This is a genomic window from Micrococcales bacterium (assembly GCA_016703125.1).
Classification (GTDB): Bacteria; Actinomycetota; Actinomycetes; order S36-B12; family UBA10799; genus JADKAV01.
Map to the genome: position 1 here is coordinate 156,193 of JADJCR010000001.1, position 17,583 is coordinate 173,775.

Annotated in this window: 19 protein-coding genes; all 19 read left to right on the forward strand. The window is 68.4% G+C overall.

All coding sequences use genetic code 11. The features are described from left to right. Nucleotides 1-19: 19 nt before the first annotated feature. The 19 genes from ftsY (at nucleotide 20) to IPG68_00850 (ending at nucleotide 17,530) form a co-directional block, all read left to right on the forward strand. Complete coding sequence (gene ftsY / locus IPG68_00760) at nucleotides 20-1,162, forward strand: signal recognition particle-docking protein FtsY (GenBank protein ID MBK6761884.1); 1,143 nt, start codon at nucleotides 20-22, stop codon at nucleotides 1,160-1,162. Between the two features lie 606 nt (nucleotides 1,163-1,768). After that, a complete protein-coding gene (locus IPG68_00765) occupies nucleotides 1,769-3,088 on the forward strand; it encodes an ammonium transporter (protein ID MBK6761885.1) in 1,320 nt (439 codons plus the stop codon). Beyond that, complete coding sequence (locus tag IPG68_00770; GenBank protein MBK6761886.1) at nucleotides 3,085-3,423, forward strand: P-II family nitrogen regulator; 339 nt, start codon at nucleotides 3,085-3,087, stop codon at nucleotides 3,421-3,423. The genes IPG68_00765 and IPG68_00770 overlap by 4 nt, the downstream gene beginning before the upstream one ends. A 79-nt stretch (nucleotides 3,424-3,502) precedes the next feature. Then, nucleotides 3,503-5,827: a [protein-PII] uridylyltransferase gene (locus tag IPG68_00775; protein ID MBK6761887.1), complete on the forward strand. Its 2,325-nt coding sequence runs from the start codon at nucleotides 3,503-3,505 to the stop codon at nucleotides 5,825-5,827. A gap of 58 nt (nucleotides 5,828-5,885) precedes the next feature. Continuing rightward, nucleotides 5,886-7,403 (forward strand): signal recognition particle protein, encoded by a 1,518-nt coding sequence (gene ffh / locus IPG68_00780; GenBank protein MBK6761888.1) that lies wholly within the window; start codon nucleotides 5,886-5,888, stop codon nucleotides 7,401-7,403. A gap of 195 nt (nucleotides 7,404-7,598) precedes the next feature. After that, nucleotides 7,599-8,099: a 30S ribosomal protein S16 gene (gene rpsP, locus IPG68_00785; protein MBK6761889.1), complete on the forward strand. Its 501-nt coding sequence runs from the start codon at nucleotides 7,599-7,601 to the stop codon at nucleotides 8,097-8,099. After that, a complete protein-coding gene (locus IPG68_00790) occupies nucleotides 8,092-8,343 on the forward strand; it encodes an RNA-binding protein (GenBank protein ID MBK6761890.1) in 252 nt (83 codons plus the stop codon). The genes rpsP and IPG68_00790 overlap by 8 nt, the downstream gene beginning before the upstream one ends. Continuing rightward, a complete protein-coding gene (gene rimM, locus IPG68_00795) occupies nucleotides 8,340-8,843 on the forward strand; it encodes a ribosome maturation factor RimM (GenBank protein MBK6761891.1) in 504 nt (167 codons plus the stop codon). The genes IPG68_00790 and rimM overlap by 4 nt, the downstream gene beginning before the upstream one ends. Beyond that, entirely contained in the window at nucleotides 8,833-9,603 is a 771-nt protein-coding gene (trmD, locus tag IPG68_00800; GenBank protein ID MBK6761892.1) for a tRNA (guanosine(37)-N1)-methyltransferase TrmD, read from the forward strand. The genes rimM and trmD overlap by 11 nt, the downstream gene beginning before the upstream one ends. Nucleotides 9,604-9,662: 59 nt before the next feature. After that, entirely contained in the window at nucleotides 9,663-10,019 is a 357-nt protein-coding gene (gene rplS / locus IPG68_00805) for a 50S ribosomal protein L19 (protein MBK6761893.1), read from the forward strand. After that, the gene (lepB, locus tag IPG68_00810) at nucleotides 10,016-10,711 is read left to right on the forward strand and encodes a signal peptidase I (protein MBK6761894.1); all 696 of its coding nucleotides are present in this window, start codon (nucleotides 10,016-10,018) and stop codon (nucleotides 10,709-10,711) included. The genes rplS and lepB overlap by 4 nt, the downstream gene beginning before the upstream one ends. A 51-nt stretch (nucleotides 10,712-10,762) precedes the next feature. After that, a complete protein-coding gene (locus IPG68_00815) occupies nucleotides 10,763-11,419 on the forward strand; it encodes a ribonuclease HII (protein ID MBK6761895.1) in 657 nt (218 codons plus the stop codon). Beyond that, a complete protein-coding gene (locus IPG68_00820; protein MBK6761896.1) occupies nucleotides 11,416-11,715 on the forward strand; it encodes a DUF2469 family protein in 300 nt (99 codons plus the stop codon). The genes IPG68_00815 and IPG68_00820 overlap by 4 nt, the downstream gene beginning before the upstream one ends. 63 nt (nucleotides 11,716-11,778) lie before the next feature. After that, nucleotides 11,779-12,591 (forward strand): DNA-processing protein DprA, encoded by an 813-nt coding sequence (locus IPG68_00825; protein ID MBK6761897.1) that lies wholly within the window; start codon nucleotides 11,779-11,781, stop codon nucleotides 12,589-12,591. A 118-nt stretch (nucleotides 12,592-12,709) separates the two neighbouring features. Then, on the forward strand, nucleotides 12,710-13,546 hold the full coding sequence (locus tag IPG68_00830) for a tyrosine recombinase XerC (GenBank protein ID MBK6761898.1): 837 nt from the start codon (nucleotides 12,710-12,712) through the stop codon (nucleotides 13,544-13,546). Continuing rightward, a complete protein-coding gene (gene whiG, locus IPG68_00835; protein MBK6761899.1) occupies nucleotides 13,527-14,462 on the forward strand; it encodes an RNA polymerase sigma factor WhiG in 936 nt (311 codons plus the stop codon). Before IPG68_00830 ends, whiG begins: the two co-directional genes overlap by 20 nt. 559 nt (nucleotides 14,463-15,021) lie before the next feature. Further along, nucleotides 15,022-15,978 carry a 30S ribosomal protein S2 gene (gene rpsB / locus IPG68_00840; protein MBK6761900.1) on the forward strand — a complete coding sequence of 319 codons (957 nt, stop codon included), beginning with the start codon at nucleotides 15,022-15,024 and terminating at the stop codon, nucleotides 15,976-15,978. Continuing rightward, entirely contained in the window at nucleotides 15,956-16,792 is an 837-nt protein-coding gene (locus tag IPG68_00845) for an elongation factor Ts (GenBank protein ID MBK6761901.1), read from the forward strand. Before rpsB ends, IPG68_00845 begins: the two co-directional genes overlap by 23 nt. Next, nucleotides 16,793-17,530 carry a UMP kinase gene (locus IPG68_00850; protein ID MBK6761902.1) on the forward strand — a complete coding sequence of 246 codons (738 nt, stop codon included), beginning with the start codon at nucleotides 16,793-16,795 and terminating at the stop codon, nucleotides 17,528-17,530. Nucleotides 17,531-17,583 lie beyond the last annotated feature (53 nt).

The following is a 17,583-nucleotide window of genomic DNA, read 5'->3' on the forward strand; positions in this document are numbered from 1 at the left end:
CGTCGGTCACACTGGACGGGTGGATTCGATCGTTGTGTACCTGATTCTCGCGGTGGTGCTCATCGCCGTCGTCGTACTCGCTGGGGCGCGCCTGGTCGCTGGCCGCCGGACCCCCCCGGTGGAGGCGCCCGAGGTCATCCCGGGCGTCGGCGACGACGCCAGCGAACCGCGGGACACCCCGTTGCCGACGGTCGAGGATGTCGTCCTGCCCGAGCAGCCATCGGCGCCGACGATCGAACTGGAGCGGCCGAAGCCCACCAAGGGCCGGCTGGCCGCCCTCAAGGCCCGCTTGGCCCGGTCCAACTCGGCGATCGGGCGCGGGCTGCTCGCACTGCTGACGCGCGACCAGTTGGACGAGGCCACCTGGGAGGAGATCGAGGACACCCTGATCATGTCCGACCTCGGGGTCGAGGCCGCCACGGATCTGGTGGAACGGCTGCGGTTGCGCCTTCGCCTGGACGGGGAGGTGGACTGGCAACGAGCCTTGCACGACGAGTTGCTGACACTGGTCGACCCGGGCATGGACCGCGAACTCGTGGCCTCCCGGCAGGGCGACCGACCGGCCGTGATCATGGTCGTCGGGGTCAACGGCACGGGCAAGACCACGACCACCGGCAAGTTGGCGCGGGTGCTCGTGGCCGACGGGCACACCGTGGTGCTCGGCGCCGCCGACACCTTCCGGGCCGCGGCTGCCGAGCAGTTGCAGACGTGGGGGGACCGGGTCGGTGCCCAGGTGATCCGGGGACCGGAGGGTTCTGACCCGGCAGCGGTCGCCTTCGACGCGGTGGCCGAGGCCAACGCCGAGAGCGCCGACTGTGTGGTCATCGACACTGCCGGCCGCCTGCACACGAAGGTCGGCCTGATGGACGAGCTCGGCAAGATCAAGCGCGTGGTGAACAAGCAGGGGCCTGTCGACGAGGTGCTGCTCGTCCTCGACGCCACGACCGGCCAGAACGGCCTGACCCAGGCCCGGGTGTTCAGCGAGGGCGTGGACATCACCGGGGTCGTGCTGACGAAACTCGATGGCACCGCCAAGGGCGGCATCGTGGTGGCCATCCAGAAGGAGCTCGGCGTGCCCGTGAAACTCGTGGGTCTGGGTGAGGGTCCCGACGATCTTGCGCCGTTCGACCCCGATGCTTTCGTGTCCGCCTTGCTGGACTGAGCCCGCGACGGGTCTCTCCCGGGTCACCCTTACCCGGTGCACCGGCGGCTGAGCGCGCAAGGGGAAGCCGGGAGAGGTACGTACGTCGGGGAGTGGTTCAACCGGGTTGGGTCTCTCCCGGGTAGAGGTTTCACTCCCGCCTTCGGCGCTGCGGGCCCCGGTGCACCGGCGGTCCCGCCTTCGGCGCTGCGGGCCCCGGTGCACCGGCGGCTGAGCGCGCAAGGGGAAGCCGGGAGAGGTACGGACGTTGGGGAGCGGTTCAACCGGGTTGGCTGCCCCCGCGGAGGTGTCGCTCCCCCCCCGCCCGCGCTGCGGGCCCCGGTGCACCGGCGGTCCCGCCTTCAGCGCTGCGGGCTCCGGCTTCGGCACTCCCGCCTTCAGCGCTGCGGGCTCCGGCTTCGGCACTCCCGCCTTCAGCACTGCGGGCTCCGCGCTTCGGGCCGCGGGCCCAGCCCCGGTACCGCGCGAAACCCAGAGTTAACACCGGACCCCGCCTTCGTCACATGCGCGAAACCTGACGTCGCGCACCTCGAAACACGACCGGGAGAGCCTTTGGGCATCCAGAGGGAAACCCCCGATGGTCACAACGAACAGAAAGGCGGACGGATGGAGGAAATCGTCCTGAGTCCTGGCGATACGGCCTGGATTCTCGTCAGCGCCGCACTCGTGCTGCTCATGTTGCCGGGCCTTGCGCTCTTCTACGGCGGCATGACGCGATCGAAGTCGACGCTGAACATGATGATGATGGTGATGGGCTCGCTGGCGGTGGTCGGCGTGCTGTGGGTGCTCTTCGGGTACTCGCTGACCTTCGGCGAGGGAGGTGCCTGGCTCGGCAGCTTCACGCAGTACCTCGGCCTTGAGGGTCTGATGGCCGACGACCCGGCGGCGACCTACCCGGCGATGGCGTTCGTGGCGTTTCAGGCCATGTTCGCATCGATCACTGTGGCGCTGATCGCCGGAGCCGTGGCAGACCGGACGAAGTTCAACGCCTGGTTGATCTTCTCGGGCCTGTGGGTCACGATCGTGTACTTCCCGGTGGCGCACTGGGTGTGGGGCGCCGGCGGCTGGATCTTCGAAGGCCTCGGCCCGCTCAACGGCACTCCCGCTATCGACTTCGCAGGTGGCACCGCGGTGCACATCAACGCAGGTGTCGCCGGACTGGCGCTCGCGATGGTCATCGGAAAGCGCCTGGGCTGGCCCAAGACCCCGATGAAGCCGCACAACCTGACGCTGGTGATGATCGGTGCGGGTCTGCTGTGGTTCGGCTGGTTCGGGTTCAACGCGGGTTCGGCACTGGCGGCCAACAACACCTCCGCCGTGGTGTTCCTGAACACCTTCGTCGCCACCTGCGCGGCCAGCCTGGCGTGGCTGCTCGTGGAGCGCATCCGTGACGGGCACGCCACGAGCCTGGGCGCTGCGTCCGGCATCGTCGCCGGATTGGTGGCCATCACCCCGTCGTGCTCGGCGGTCAGCCCGATCGGGGCCATCCTCATCGGAATCGCCGCGGGTGTGCTGTGTGCCCTGGCGGTGGGCCTGAAGTACAAGCTGAAGTACGACGACTCGCTGGACGTGGTGGGCGTGCACCTCGTCGGTGGTCTGGTGGGCACCCTGCTCATCGGGCTGCTGGCCACCGAGGCTGCGCCGGCCGGAGTCAACGGGCTGTTCTACGGCGGCGGGTTGACGCAGTTCTGGTCACAGCTGATCGCAGCGGTCGCAGTGCTGGTGTTCTCCTTCGTGATGACGCTGGTGATCGGCTTCGCGCTCCACAAGACGATCGGCATGCGGATCGTCGAGGATGACGAGGTCGCCGGTATCGACCTCACCACCCACGCGGAATCGGCCTACGAGCTGCAGGAGAGTGGATCCGGCGGCAAGTTCGCCGGTGTCGGCCAGTCCGCGATCAAGAAGGAAGAGGTCTCAGTATGAAAATCGTCACTGCGGTGATCAAGCCGTTCAAACTCGACGACGTGAAGTCGGCGCTGGAGACCTTCGGGATCCACGGGCTGACGGTCTCCGAGGCCAGCGGCTACGGCCGCCAGCGCGGTCACACCGAGGTCTACCGGGGAGCGGAGTACACCGTCGACCTGGTGCCGAAGGTGCGCATCGAGGTGGTCGTGGAGGACGACGACGCAGACAGCGTGGTCGACGTGATCGTCAAGAGCGCCCAAACCGGGCGGATCGGTGACGGCAAGGTCTGGGTGGCCCCGGTTGACTCGGTGGTGCGGGTGCGCACCGGCGAGCGCGGACCGGACGCTCTCTGACATGAACGTGCGTGGCGGCGGTCTCACAGATGGGGACTGCCGCCACGCACGTCTGTCAACGACGGGACGGGTGGGACAGATGAGCGTGGTGGCTGGCGACTTCCTGGCAGCGCGTGCCGACCTGATCGCCAGACCCGGCTTCGGGCCGTCGCGGCGGAACGCCCTCACCGGGCTCACCGATGACTGGCTCGTCGACCTGTTCACGGCGTCGGGGGCCGCTGACCTCGGGTGTGCCCTCGTGGCCGTTGGCGGCTACGGCCGCGGTGAGATGGCTCCGGCCAGCGATGTCGACGTGCTGCTCCTGCACCCGACGCGGGTACCCGTCAAAGACGTGGCCGAGGTGGCAGACCGGATCTGGTACCCCGTGTGGAACTCCGGGATCCGCCTGGATCACAGTGTGCGCACGCCCGCCGAAGCGCGACGTCTGGCCGGCCAAGACCTGCGGGTGGTGCTGGGGCTGCTGGATGCCCGCACAGTGGCTGGCGACGACCGGCTGACGGTCGAGACCCGCTCGAGTGTCCTCGGCGACTGGCGGGCCATGGCGGCTGGCCGCTTCGACGAGTTGTTGGCCTTCGTCGAGCAGCGCCGGGAACTCCACGGTGAACTGGCCTACCTGCTGGAACCCGACCTCAAGGAGTCCTACGGCGGGCTGCGGGAGTTGACCGTGATGCGCGCGTTGGCGGCCAGTTGGGTCATCAGCCCCCCTCAGAATTCGCTGGCGGCCAGCAAACTGACCCTGCTGGACGTGCGCGACGCGTTGCACATCGTCACGGGCCGGGCGACTGATCGCCTCACCCAGCAGGAGCAGCCACAGGTGGCCGAACTGCTCGGATACCGCGATGCCGATGAACTGCTGCGCGCGGTGTGTGCCGCGGGGCGGACCATCTCCTTCGTCAGTTCCGTGGCCTGGGGCCGGGTGAAAAGACAGGCCAAGCCCAGATCGCTGCCACGGCTGCGCCGGATCCGTAAGCCGGCACAGCGCGAACCGTTGTGCGACGGGGTGGTGGTGCAGGGCGGCGAGGTCGTGCTGGCTCAGGACGCCCGGCCCGACCGGGATCCGGTGCTGATCCTGCGGGCGGCGGCGGCCACCGCACAGGCGGGCCTTCGTCTGGCGCCCCACACCGTGGATCGCCTGGCCGAGGAGTCCGCGCCGCTGCCCGTCCCCTGGCCCCGGCAAGCCCGCGACAACCTGGTGAGCCTCGTCGGCGCCGGCCGGTGGACTGTCGGGGTCTGGGAGGCGCTGGACCAAGCGGACCTGATCTCCCGGCTGATCCCGGGCTGGGACGTCGTCCGATCGGCGCCTCAGCGCAACCCTGTGCACCGTTTCACCGTCGACCGGCACCTCGTCGAGACAGCCGTGGCGGCGTCGGCCCACACGCGCAAGGTCACTCGACCCGACCTCCTGCTCATCGGTGCGCTGCTGCACGACGTCGGCAAGGCCCGTGGCGGTGACCACACGACGATCGGCGTGGATTTGATGGCGGATCTGGGACCGATGCTCGGCTTCGACGCGTCCGACACGGAAACGCTGGTGGCGCTGGTTCGCCACCACTTACTCCTGCCCGACACCGCCACGCGCAAGGACATCGACGACCCTGCGGTCATCTCTGCTGTGGCGCAGGCCGTGGGCGATCGCGACTTCCTCGACCTGTTGCACTGGCTCAGCGTGTCGGATGCGATCGCGACCGGCCCCGCGGCCTGGAGTCCCTGGAAGGGCAATCTCATGGAGGTCCTCGTGCGCCGCACCCACGCGGTGCTGGCCGGTGGTCAGCCGGTCATCGAACCGCAGATGGAGGACGTCGCCGGACAGATGTGGGCGGACACGGACGTGGTCGTTCACTGCGAGCCGATCCCCGACACCGAGGTGATCGTCACGGTGGCCGCCGGTGATGCCGTGGGGCTGTTGAGTCGCTGTGCGGGTGCCCTGGCGGTGAATCGGCTCAGCGTGCGGGACGCGGTCAGCAGGACCCGTGAGGGGCGGGCCGTCATCCGGTGGACGGTGCAGACGCAGTTCGGCGAACCCCCATCGGCGGAACGTCTCACTGCGGACATCCGACGGGCCCTGGCCGGCGACATGGACCTGACCCGACGGCTCGCAGAGCGGGAACGGGCGTACGCGGTGAGCGACGACCCGCGCCCCGAACCACTGGTGGCGGTGGTACCCGACGGATCGAGTCGGGCAACCGTGCTGGAGGTCCGCGCCCACGACCGCGCCGGATTGCTCTACTGGATCACCTCGGCGCTGGCTGCCGCCGGCGTGAACGTCGACGGTGCCAAGGTGTCCACCCTGGGTTCGGAGGTCGTCGACGTGTTCTTCCTCACCGATGAGGCCGGTCGTCCCTTGTCGCCGGGCCGCACGGAAGCGGCGATGACGGCGGTGCGGGCGGCATTGGCCGGTTCCTGATCCGAGCCCCACCGGTCCTGCGGTTAGGCTGGAACCTGATCCCCTCAGGAGCGTTCGCATGTTCAATTCCCTGTCCGACCGGCTGACCGCGACCTTCAAAGGTCTTCGCGGCAAGGGCCGACTGTCCGAGGCGGACATCGATGAGACCGTCCGGGAGATCCGGCGCGCGCTGCTCGAGGCCGACGTTTCCCTGCCGGTGGTGCGAACGTTCACCTCCCGGGTCAAGGAGCGAGCGCTCGGGTCCGAGGTGTCCTCCAGTCTCAACCCAGCACAGCAGGTCGTGAAGATCGTCCACGAGGAACTCGTGGAGATCCTCGGTGGCCAGACGCGCACCATGCGGCTGGCCAAGAAGCCGCCGACGGTGGTCATGCTCCTGGGCCTGCAGGGGTCGGGTAAGACGACCCTCGCGGGCAAGCTCGCCAAGCACCTCGCCGCTCAGGGGCACACCCCTGTGCTCGTGGCCGCGGACCTGCAGCGGCCCAACGCCGTCACCCAGTTGCAGATCGTGGCCGAGCGGGCCGGCGTGGCCTGTTACGCCCCGGAGCCCGGCAACGGCGTGGGCGACCCGGTGAAGGTGGCACACGGTTCCCTCGAAGTGGCGCAGCAGTCTCTGTACGACGTGGTCATCATCGACACCGCGGGTCGCCTCGCGATCGACGAGGAGTTGATGGCGCAGGCCGAGGCCATCCGGGATGCCGTGCAGCCCGATGAGTTGCTGCTGGTCATCGACGCGATGATCGGGCAGGACGCCGTGCAGACCGCCGCCGCTTTCCAGGAGGGAGTCGGCGTCGACGGGGTGGTGCTCACCAAGCTCGACGGCGATGCCCGCGGTGGTGCGGCGTTGTCGGTGCGCGAGGCGACCGGCGCGCCGATCATGTTCGCATCCGTGGGGGAGAAGGTCGAGGACCTCGAGGTCTTCCACCCCGACCGCATGGCCTCCCGAATCCTGGACATGGGTGACGTCCTCACCCTCATCGAGCAGGCCGAGCGGGCCTTCGACGCCGATCAGGCCCAGCGGATGGCCGACAAGGTGGCCCGCGGGGACGCCTTCACCCTCGAGGAGTTCCTCGAGCAGATGCAGGCCGTGAAGAAGATGGGGTCGCTGGGCAAGTTGCTCGGCATGCTCCCCGGGATGGCCGAGGCGCGCAAACAACTCGAACAGATCGACGATCGCGAACTCGATCGGGTCGCGGCGATCATCCATTCGATGACCCCGCAGGAGCGCAGGGACACGAAGATACTCAACGGCTCGCGTCGCGCGCGGATCGCTCGTGGCGCGGGGGTGCAGGTGTCCGACGTCAACAATCTCGTGGACCGTTTCACCGAGGCGCAGAAGATGATGAAGCGCATGCGGGGCGGCGGCGGGATGCCCGCGATGCCAGGGATGCCGCCCATGCCGGGGATGTCCAAGAAGGCCAAGGGCAAGGGCAAGGCGCCGAAGGCCAAGAAGGGCCGCAGCGGGAACCCGGCCAAGCGGGCTCAGCAGGACTCCGGCCAGCCCGCGGCACAGGACACGCCCTTCACCGGCGATCAGTTGCCCGACGAGTTCACCAAGTTGCTCGGCGGGGGGAACTGAGGTCTCTGTCAGGGGTGTGCTGGTCTGCCGGACCTGGCATTTCGGCGCCCGCCACTGACCTGAGCGCGTTCGTCTGGCAGACTTGGGCAGTGCCCCGCCCTCTCTCACGGGGAACGAAGACTTTGACGGTCCTGCTCGTGGGTGGCCCCACACACGCGGCGGGAGCGGCACACGACAACAGGAGATACACCCCCAGTGGCAGTCAAGATCAAGTTGAAGCGGCTCGGCAAGATCCGCAACCCCCAGTACCGCGTCGTCGTGGCCGATGCGCGCAACAAGCGCGATGGCCGGGCGATCGAGGAGATCGGCCTGTACCGCCCCAAGGAGCAGCCGTCGTTCATCCAGATCGACTCCGAGCGGGCGCAGTATTGGCTCGCTGTGGGCGCCCAGCCCACGGAGGCGGTGATGGCCCTGCTCAAGGTCACCGGTGACTGGCAGAAGTTCAAAGGCCTGCCCGGAGCCGAGGGCACGTTGCAGAGCCAACAGGAGAAGACCGATCGCAAGTCCGTCTTCGCCGCGGCAGCCGCTGAGGCCGCAGGGCTGAAGGAGGCCCAGGAGAGGGCCCCGAAGCAGAAGACCAAGCCCGCACAGGAGAAGCCTGCGCAGGAGCCGGTCACTGAGGTCCCCGAGCCGGAGGCCACCGCGCCGGAGGCGACGGAGCCGACCGCCGACGAGCCCACGCAGGCCGATGGCTAGACCGCTGGCCGATGCGCTCGAACACCTCGTGTCGGGCATCGTGGACAACCCCGATGACGTGACCGTGCGCGAGAAGCCGGGACGCGGTCGCGGGACCCTGTTGAAGGTCACTGTCCACCCCGACGATCTCGGGCGGGTCATCGGGCGCGCCGGACGCACCGCCAAATCGCTGCGCACAGTGATGAACGCGATCGCCGGCGGCACCGGTGTCCGTGTCGACTTCGTGGATGTGAACGGCCGCTGACCGGCACACGCGTGGCTATCGGCCGGATCGGGAAACCGCACGGGATCCGGGGCTGGGTCACAGTCGCACCGACCACCGACGAACCGGAGCGCCGCTTCGCTGCCGGATCCACGGTCATGCTCGACGGTCAACCGCGCGTGGTCGAAGAGTCCCGGCTGACACCGCGCGTGGCACTGCGATTGGCCGGTTGCACTGCGCGTGAGCATGCCGAAGCGCTGCGGGGCACGTGGCTCTACGCGGACATCACCGAGGAGTCCCCGGACGATCCCGACGAGTTCTACGACCACCAGTTGGAGGGTCTGCGGGTGGTCGTGAACGGCGCGCAGATGGGCACGATCGCCCAGGTCCTGCACCTTCCGGGTCAGGACGTACTCGCCGTGGATACGGGCATGGGTCAAGCGCTGGTGCCCTTCGTGGCTGCCATCGTGCCCGTCGTCGACCTCGATAGTGGTCACGTCGAGGTGGTGGCGCTGGAAGGGCTGTTCGATGATGCGCATTGACGTGGTCTCGATCTTTCCGGAGTACCTCGCGCCACTGCGCCTGTCGTTGATCGGCAAGGCGATCGACCGCGGCGCGATCGACCTGCGTGTCCACGACTTGCGCGATCACGCCCAGGACCGCCACCGCACCGTCGATGACGCCCCGTACGGCGGTGGTCCCGGCATGGTCATGAGCCCGCAACCGTGGGGAGAGGCACTGGATCAACTGCTGTCGGACGGCGCTGTGCTGGTGGTGCCCACACCGTCGGGCCGCACGTTCACCCAGCGCGTGGCGGAGGACCTCGCCAGGCGGCCGCACCTCGTCTTCGCCTGCGGCCGTTATGAGGGCATCGACGCCCGCGTGATCGAGCACTTCGCGAGCAGGTGCGACGTGCTGGAGGTGAGTATCGGTGATTACGTGCTGGCGGGCGGTGAGGCTGCAGTGCTGGTGATGTGCGAGGCGGTCGCACGACTGGTGCCCGGCGTGCTCGGCAACCCGGAGTCGGTCAGCGACGACTCGTTCAGCAGACCCGACGCGCTGCTGGAGGGACCGGTCTACACGCGCCCACCGGTCTGGCGCGGACTGACGGTCCCGGAGATCCTGCTGTCGGGGGACCACGGCCGTATCGACGCCTGGCGCCAGGCCCGTGCCCGTGAACGCACCGCGCAGTTCCGCCGGACAGACCTGACCCCCGCCGCAGATGGTGCCGTGTGGCACACTGGAGAGGTTCAGCAGCCACCCGCCACAGGGGGACACGCTGCGGACGCCGGGTCTACTTGACCGACCGGAGTTACCAACCCACGCGTGCGTTCGACCTGTGGTGAATGCGAGGAGCCATCATGCACACCCTGGATTCGATCGACGCGGCGAGCCTGCGAGACGACATTCCGCCCTTTCGCCCCGGTGACACCGTCAAGGTTCACGTCAATGTCGTCGAGGGTGAGCGCAAGCGCGTGCAGGTGTTCCAGGGCGTGGTGATCCGCCGGCAGAACGGTGGCGTGCGCGAGTCGTTCACCGTGCGCAAGGTCAGTTTCGGCGTCGGTGTCGAGCGCACCTTCCCGCTGCACAGCCCGATCATCGACCACATCGAGGTCATGACCCGCGGTGACGTGCGCCGCGCCAAGTTGTACTACCTGCGCGAACTGCGTGGCAAGGCTGCCAAGATCCGCGAGAAGCGCGACACCCCTGGCGCGTGAGCGAGTCAACCTCGACCAGCGCCGGCAGGGCGCTGTGGCGATTCGTCAAAGAGATCGTCATCATCCTGGTGGTGGCGCTCGGACTGTCCTTCGTCGTGCGCACGTTCATCGTGCAGGCCTTCTATGTGCCCAGCCAGTCCATGGAAGACACGTTGATGCCCAACGACCGGATCCTGGCATCGAAACTGTCCACCCGCTTCGGGGGCGTGGATCGCGGGCAGATCGTCGTGTTCCGCGATCCCGGCGATTGGCTCGACGCGGCCCAGAAGCAATCACCGGGCGGTCTGCCCGGGATCCTGGAATGGGTCGGGCTGCTGCCCAGCAACACCGGTGACGACCTCGTCAAGCGCGTGATCGGTGTGGGCGGCGACCACGTGCGATGCTGCAGTACCGACGGCCGGATCGTCCTCAACGGTGTCCCGCTGACCGAGCCCTACATCAAGCCCGGTGACACCACCGACGACGTGCGTTTCGACGTGACCGTCCCGCAGGACCGCATCTTCGTGATGGGTGATAACCGCAACGCCTCGGCGGACTCCCGGTACCACCTCAACGACAACCAGGGCACCGTGCCGGTCGACAACGTCGTCGGCCGGGTCGTGCTGACCGTGTGGCCGTTGTCGGCCTTCAGCACCCACCCCGTGCCGGAGATCCCGTTCGACGACCCACGGCTGGATCAGCAGCAGGGCTGACACGCCACGTCCCGGCCACGGATCTGTCATACCTGCACATATGGTGGGGCTGTGATCGGTCCGGCCAGCGTCCCCGTGCCCCGCAAGGGTGCTGGTCCGTACGCCTTCGACAACACCGTGCGCAAGGCAGGCTTTCCGCTGGTGACGGGGCTGGACGAAGCCGGCCGGGGCGCCTGCGCCGGGCCTTTGTACGCCGCCGCGGTGGTCCTGGCACCCCAGAGCCGCATCGCCGAACTGGCCGACTCGAAGTTGCTGACCCCCGCTGCCCGCGAACGCGTCGAACAGCGCGTGAAACGGCTGGCGGTGGCGTGGTCGGTGGTCGCCATCGACGTCGCCGAACTCGACGAGGTCGGGCTGCACCGAGCCAACCTGGTCGCCTTCCGGCGAGCTTGGCGGCGACTGGACCTGACCCCCGACTACGCACTGTGCGACGGCTTCGTGCCTGGCGGTCTGGGCAGCCCGCAACTGGCCATTTGGAAAGGTGACCAGGTGTCGGCGACGATCGCCGCGGCCAGCGTGCTGGCAAAGTGCGCCCGCGACCGGCACATGGTCGGCCTGCATGCCCAGTACCCGCAGTACGGTTTCGACGAGCACAAGGGCTACACCACACCAGCGCACCGCCGGGCGCTGACCGAGCACGGACCCTGCGCCGTGCACCGCCACCGATTCATCACCGTCCGGCGGGCCGTCCGAGAGGGAGCTGCATGAGCGTTGAGGACCTGCAGCGGTACGAGAGCGAGGTCGAACTCGAGCTCTACCGCCAGTACCGCGAGGTCGTGGGCATGTTTCGCCACGTGGTGGAGACGGAGCGGCGCTTCTATCTCGCCAACGACGTCGACATCCAGGTCCGCAGCACCGACGGCGGCGAGGTGTTCTTCGAGGTGATGCTGCGCGACGTGTGGGTGTGGGACATGTACCGGCAAGGACGCTTCGCCAAGGCCGTCCGGATCCTGACGTTCAAGGACGTCAACGTGGAGGATCTGCCAGCTGGGGACAACGCCTAGGCCTGATCCACAGAAGCTCCACGGAGCCTCCCGCGGGATCGGGTGGCGGCGCACGATCGAGGCATGGACCTCCGACACAGCGCAGCTGCGGTGCTCAGTGCGGCCGGGCAGACGGGAGCGCACGATCAGGTCGAGCGAGCGGGCGCCCTCATCGGCCACGACATGCTCGACGAAGCGGCTACGGCGATCGCCGGACCCTGGCTGGAGGATGGCGGTCGCGTGCTGTGCCAGGCCGACGATGACTGGCCGCTCGGACTGTCCGCGCTGGGGATGGCAGCGCCTTGTGCACTGTGGGTCCGGGGGGAGGTGCCCGTCGACCCCCGCACGATGGTGTCGGTGGTGGGGTCGCGCCGGTGCAGTGACTACGGGGTGGCGGCGGCCGGGCAGTTGGCGGCGGCCGTGGTCGCGACTGGCCGACTGGTGGTGTCCGGCGGCGCCCGGGGCATCGACAGCGCCGCCCACGCCGGCGCGCTGCGTGCCGCAGGCAGCACGATCCTGGTGGCCGCCGGCGGAGCCGGGCGGGTCTACCCACCGGAGCACTCCGACCTCTTCTCCGCAGCGATGCATCGCGGCGCAGTCGTCTGGGAGCACCCGCCCGGTGTGGGCCTGACGCGAGGTTCCTTTCTTCATCGGAACCGGCTGATCGCGGCGTTGACGCTGGCCACCGTGGTCGTGGAGGCCGCTGACCGATCGGGAGCCCTGAACACCGCACGCACGGCAGCCGACCTGGGCCGACTGGTCCTCGCTGTGCCGGGCCGGATGGACAGCCCGACGGTGGTGGGTGTGCACCGGGCGGTGGCCGACGGCTGGGCGGCGCTGCTGCTCAGTGCAGACGATCTTGTCCAGATGCTCGGCACGCCGCCCGAGTCCGGTTGACTCGGTCAGGGCCCTTGGGCAGTCTGGGCACGTGCGATCAGTACGGCGGGTGGGACCGGGCGAGGATGGGGACAACCCGTCACCCCTTGGCGCCGCGCTGCCTGCGTTCGAGGACTATATGAGCCGCGAGCGCGGGTTCTCCGAGCACACGACAGCCGCCTACCTCGGCGACGTGGCCGATCTGCTCGCGTTCCTGGAGGGTCGCGGCCTCACCACCGCTGCGGTTCGGCAGTGGCTGGCGCAGGCCCGCGCCACCGGCGCCGGTTCGGCCACCGTCGCCCGCAGGATCGCCAGCATCCGCTGTTTCGCCCGTTGGGCTGTCCGCCGCGGGTTGCTGGACACCGACCCGACCCTGCGGCTGCGGACCCCGCGGGTGAGCCCGGACCTGCCTGCCGTGGCCGACAGCGTCCGGCTCAACGAGGCGCTGGACACCCTCAGCCGTCTGGCGGACGACCCGGTCGCGATCCGTGATCTGGTGCTCCTGGAACTGCTGTACGGCAGTGGGCTGCGGGTCAGCGAGGCGTGCGCGATCAAGGTGCGCGATGTGGATCTGGATCGGCGTACCGTCAGGGTCATGGGCAAGGGCGCGAAGCAACGGGTCGTGCCGCTCACGGGCGCCTGTGTGCGCGCTGTGCAGCGCTGGTCGACGGTGCGGGGGGACCTCGCGCAGCCCCACGAGACGGCGCTGCTGGTCGGGACCCGTGGTCGCGCCCTGGACGTGCGCGTCGCCCGCCGCGTGGTGCACGACATGACCGCACAGTTCCCGGGCCTGCCAGACCTCGCCCCGCACGGCTTGCGGCACAGCATGGCCAGCCACGTTCTGGAGGGCGGTGCGGACCTGCGTTATGTCCAGCAGCTGCTCGGCCATGCCAGCCTGGCCAGCACGCAGATCTACACCCATGTGTCCGCCGACCGGCTGCGATCGGTCTACGAGAATGCGCATCCCCGTGCCTGAATCCGACGTTCTGGACAACGCCGAGACCGCCGCCCAGGAAGCCGCCGACAACGCCGCAGCGCTGCGGGGGCTCTGGGAGGATTACAAGGCGACAGGGGAGCGCGCCTACCGGGATCGGCTCATCCTGCACTATGCGCCGCTCGTCAAGTACGTGGCCGGTCGCGTGCGGTCCGGGCTGCCCAACAACGTCGAGTCCTCTGATCTGGTGTCCTACGGCATGTTCGGGCTCATCGACGCCCTCGACAAGTACGACCTCGACCGGCAGATCAAGTTCGAGACCTACGCCATCAACCGCATCCGGGGCGCCATCATCGACGAGCTCCGGTCCTTGGACTGGGTGCCGCGTTCCGTGCGGTCCAAGGCCAAGGATCTCGAGCGGGCGCACGCCGCACTGGAAGCCGAACTCAAGCGAGCCCCCAGCGAGGCCGAACTGGCCGATCGGATGGGGCTGACCCGACCGGAACTCGCCAAGCTCATGAGCAAGGTGTCCTTCACCAATGTCGTCGCCCTCGATGAGGTGACCCATGGGGGCTCGGACCGTGGCGACAAGATGACCCTCGGCGACCTGCTGGAAGACCCACGTGCCGTGGACCCCGAAGCCGAGTACGAGACCGAGGAGATGAAGACGATCCTGGCCGAGCAGATCGCATCCTTGCCCGAGCGCGAGAAGGTGGTGCTCACCCTGTACTACTACGAGCGGCTCACCCTTGCTGAGATCGGCTCGGTGCTCGGCGTCACCGAAAGCCGTGTCAGCCAGATCCACAGCAAGTCCCTGCTGGACCTGCGCGCGCCTGCAGCAGGTCGGGCTGTGACACGCGGCTTGAGCACCGGGGCCCGCGGCATCAAGAACGACATGGGGTCCACGTACCGGCCGTCGACCTTGGCGCCCCAGTGGACGCAGGAGCCCTCGCAGTGACCGCCGTGGGCCACCCGGCCCACCACGGCGCCCGGTGACATCCGTTCGCCGGTAGCGGCTTCCGCCCGGACCGGCTCGAAGGTCAGTCGCACACCCCGGCAGCGCAGGGACAGCACCGGACGCCCCGCGATCCGGTGGGCGAACACCACGGTGCACGCGTCCGGGGCCACGACTGCCTGCCCCGCCCGGGCCCGCACGTCGACTCCTCGGTGCGCCGGCAGCCAGGCGTGCGCAGCGGGGGTGAAGGCTCTGGTGACGACCAGGGGGGCCACGGGCGGAAGGGGGAGTACGAGCACAGGTCAATGGCAGCACTGCACGACTGATCACGGCCAGAGTCACCGGCACTTCTGTGGATGGCCGCGGAATCCGTCCACAGGCCAACCGGGTAGACTTCCTCGTATCGCAGTCCGCTGCGAAATTCGCACACCGTCAGCCGGCACTTGCCGGCCTCGTGCCGTCCGGTCCCCTTGGGGGGCGTGGCAGGAGGCGGTGTCAGGGCCCCGGCCGACCGGCTGGAGCGTACAACTGGAAAGCGCTGCAAGGCGCGAAAGGACTACCCATGGCTGTCGTGACCATGCGTCAGATGCTGGAATCCGGGGTCCACTTCGGGCATCAGACCCGTCGCTGGAACCCCAAGATGAAGCGGTTCATCCTCACGGACCGCAACGGCATCTACATCATCGATCTCAACCAGGCCCTCGGGTACCTGGACAACGCCTACGAGTTCGTCAAGGAGACCGTGGCCCATGGCGGCACGATTCTCTTCATCGGCACCAAGAAGCAGGGCCAGGAAGCCATTGCCCAGCAGGCCCAGCGGGTCGGGATGCCCTATGTCAACGAACGCTGGCTCGGTGGCATGCTCACCAACTTCCAGACGGTCCACCAGCGGCTGCAGCGGCTGAAGGAACTCGAGGAGATCGACTTCGACGACGTGGCCGCCAGCGGCATGACCAAGCGGGAACTGCTCGGCCTGCGTCGCGAGCGCGACAAGCTCGAGCGCACCCTCGGCGGCATCCGCTTCATGAACAAGGTGCCCAGCGCGGTGTGGATCGTCGACACCAACAAGGAGCACATCGCCGTCGCCGAGGCCAAGAAACTCGGCATCCCGATCGTCGCGATCCTGGACACCAACTGCGACCCGGACGACGTCGACTACCCGATCCCCGGCAACGATGACGCGATCCGCTCCGTCACGCTGCTCACGAGGGTGATCGCCGACGCCGTGGCTGAGGGCAAGATGGCCCGCGCCGGTGCCAGCGACGAGGGCGCCGAGCAGATGCCGGAGTGGGAGCGCGAACTGCTGGAGCAGCAGGCTGCCGCCGAGCAGGCTGACGCGGTGACGCCGAGCAGACTGACGCGGTCGAGGAGGCGCCGGCCGAACAGCCCGCCGCCGAGCAGACTGACGCGGTCGAGGAGGCGCCGGCCGAACGGCCCGCCACCGAGCAAGCAGAAGCGCCGGCCGAGAACACCGAGACGACTACCGAGGAGAACAACTGATGGCTGTCAGCGCAGCTGATGTCAAGCGCCTGCGGGAGATGACCGGGGCCGGGATGCTGGACTGTAAGAGGGCGCTCGAGGAGGCTGACGGCGACTTCGAGAAGGCAGTGGAGATCCTGCGGATCAAGGGCGCCAAGGGCGTCACGAAGCGAGCTGAGCGGACCGCCTCCAACGGGCTCGTGACCTCCTACATCGAGGGGACGCAGCACGGTGTGCTGCTCGAGCTCAACTGCGAGACCGACTTCGTGGCCAAGACGCCGGCGTTCCAGCAGCTGGCCGCCGAGGTATCCGCCTTCGTTGCGGCCAAGCAGCCCGCGGATATCTCGGAGTTGCTCAGCCTCGAGGTGCAGGCCGACCGGACCATCCAGCAGTTGTTGGACGAGGCCAACGTCACCATGGGCGAGAAGATCGAGATCCGCCGCTTCCAGCGATTCGCGGATGGCTTCGTGACGGTGTACCTGCACAAGCATGACCCGGCCCTGCCGCCGAGCGTGGGCGCGCTGGTCGAGACTGACGTCGCCGCTGAAGAGGTGGCCAAGAACGTCGCTCAGCACATCGCCGCGATGTCCCCGCTGTACCTGTCGCGGGAGGATGTCCCCGAGGACACTGTGGCCAATGAGCGCCGCATCGCCGAAGAGACCGCCCGCGAGGAGGGTAAGCCCGAGCAGGCGCTGCCGAAGATCATCGAAGGTCGCGTGAACGGCTTCTTCAAGGACGTGTGTCTGCTCGAGCAGCCGTGGGTCCGGGACAACAAGAAGACCATCGGGGCCTACCTGTCGGAGAGCGGAGTGACTGTCACCCGCTTCGCCCGGTTCAAGGTGGGTCAGGGCTAAGTGACACCCCGCTGGGATTGCGCCCCCGCATCCGGCTGGGGACGGGTTCTCCTGAAGCTGTCCGGGGAGGCATTCTCCGGCGGGACCGGGTTGGGTGTGGACCCCGACGTGGTCGCTTCCATCGCCTCACAGATCGCCGAAGTGGTCTCCGATGGCCGCCAGGTCGCTGTGGTGATCGGCGGCGGCAACTACTTCCGGGGTGCTGAGTTGTCCGAGCGCGGCATGGACCGGGCCCGGGCCGACTACATGGGCATGCTCGGCACGGTCATGAACTGCCTGGCCCTGCAGGACTTCCTGGAGAAGGTCGGGGTCGAGACCCGGGTCCAGACCGCGATCGCGATGGGGCAGGTCGCCGAACCCTACGTCCCGCGCCGGGCCATCCGGCACCTGCAGAAGGGACGGGTGGTCATCTTCGGGGCGGGACTCGGCGTGCCGTACTTCTCGACGGACTCCTGCGCCGCACAGCGTGCTCTGGAGATCGGCTGCGAGGCCGTCCTGATGGGCAAGAACGGCGTCGACGGCGTGTACGACGCCGACCCGCGCACCACCCAGGAGGCCGCACGCTACGACACCCTGACCCACTCCGACGTCCTCGCGCAGGATCTCAAGGTGGCCGATGCCACAGCCATCAGCCTGTGCCGGGACAACCGGCTGCCGCTGGTGGTTTTCGACCTCCTTGCCGACAGCCACATCCGCAAGGCCGCCGCTGCCGAGCGGATCGGGACCCTCATCGCCTGAGGCCGCGACTTAGGGTTACCTAATCGTGGCTGCTACCCTGGAAGACAGTGAGC

Coding starts and splice junctions, on each gene's coding strand:
- IPG68_00765 (MBK6761885.1), top strand. CDS start 1,769: ATGGAGGAAATCGTCCTGAGTCCTGGCGATACGGCCTGGATTCTCGTC.
- IPG68_00770 (MBK6761886.1), top strand. CDS start 3,085: ATGAAAATCGTCACTGCGGTGATCAAGCCGTTCAAACTCGACGACGTG.
- IPG68_00775 (MBK6761887.1), top strand. CDS start 3,503: ATGAGCGTGGTGGCTGGCGACTTCCTGGCAGCGCGTGCCGACCTGATC.
- ffh (MBK6761888.1), top strand. CDS start 5,886: ATGTTCAATTCCCTGTCCGACCGGCTGACCGCGACCTTCAAAGGTCTT.
- IPG68_00790 (MBK6761890.1), top strand. CDS start 8,092: ATGGCTAGACCGCTGGCCGATGCGCTCGAACACCTCGTGTCGGGCATC.
- trmD (MBK6761892.1), top strand. CDS start 8,833: ATGCGCATTGACGTGGTCTCGATCTTTCCGGAGTACCTCGCGCCACTG.
- rplS (MBK6761893.1), top strand. CDS start 9,663: ATGCACACCCTGGATTCGATCGACGCGGCGAGCCTGCGAGACGACATT.
- IPG68_00820 (MBK6761896.1), top strand. CDS start 11,416: ATGAGCGTTGAGGACCTGCAGCGGTACGAGAGCGAGGTCGAACTCGAG.
- IPG68_00825 (MBK6761897.1), top strand. CDS start 11,779: ATGGACCTCCGACACAGCGCAGCTGCGGTGCTCAGTGCGGCCGGGCAG.
- IPG68_00830 (MBK6761898.1), top strand. CDS start 12,710: ATGAGCCGCGAGCGCGGGTTCTCCGAGCACACGACAGCCGCCTACCTC.
- whiG (MBK6761899.1), top strand. CDS start 13,527: ATGCGCATCCCCGTGCCTGAATCCGACGTTCTGGACAACGCCGAGACC.
- rpsB (MBK6761900.1), top strand. CDS start 15,022: ATGGCTGTCGTGACCATGCGTCAGATGCTGGAATCCGGGGTCCACTTC.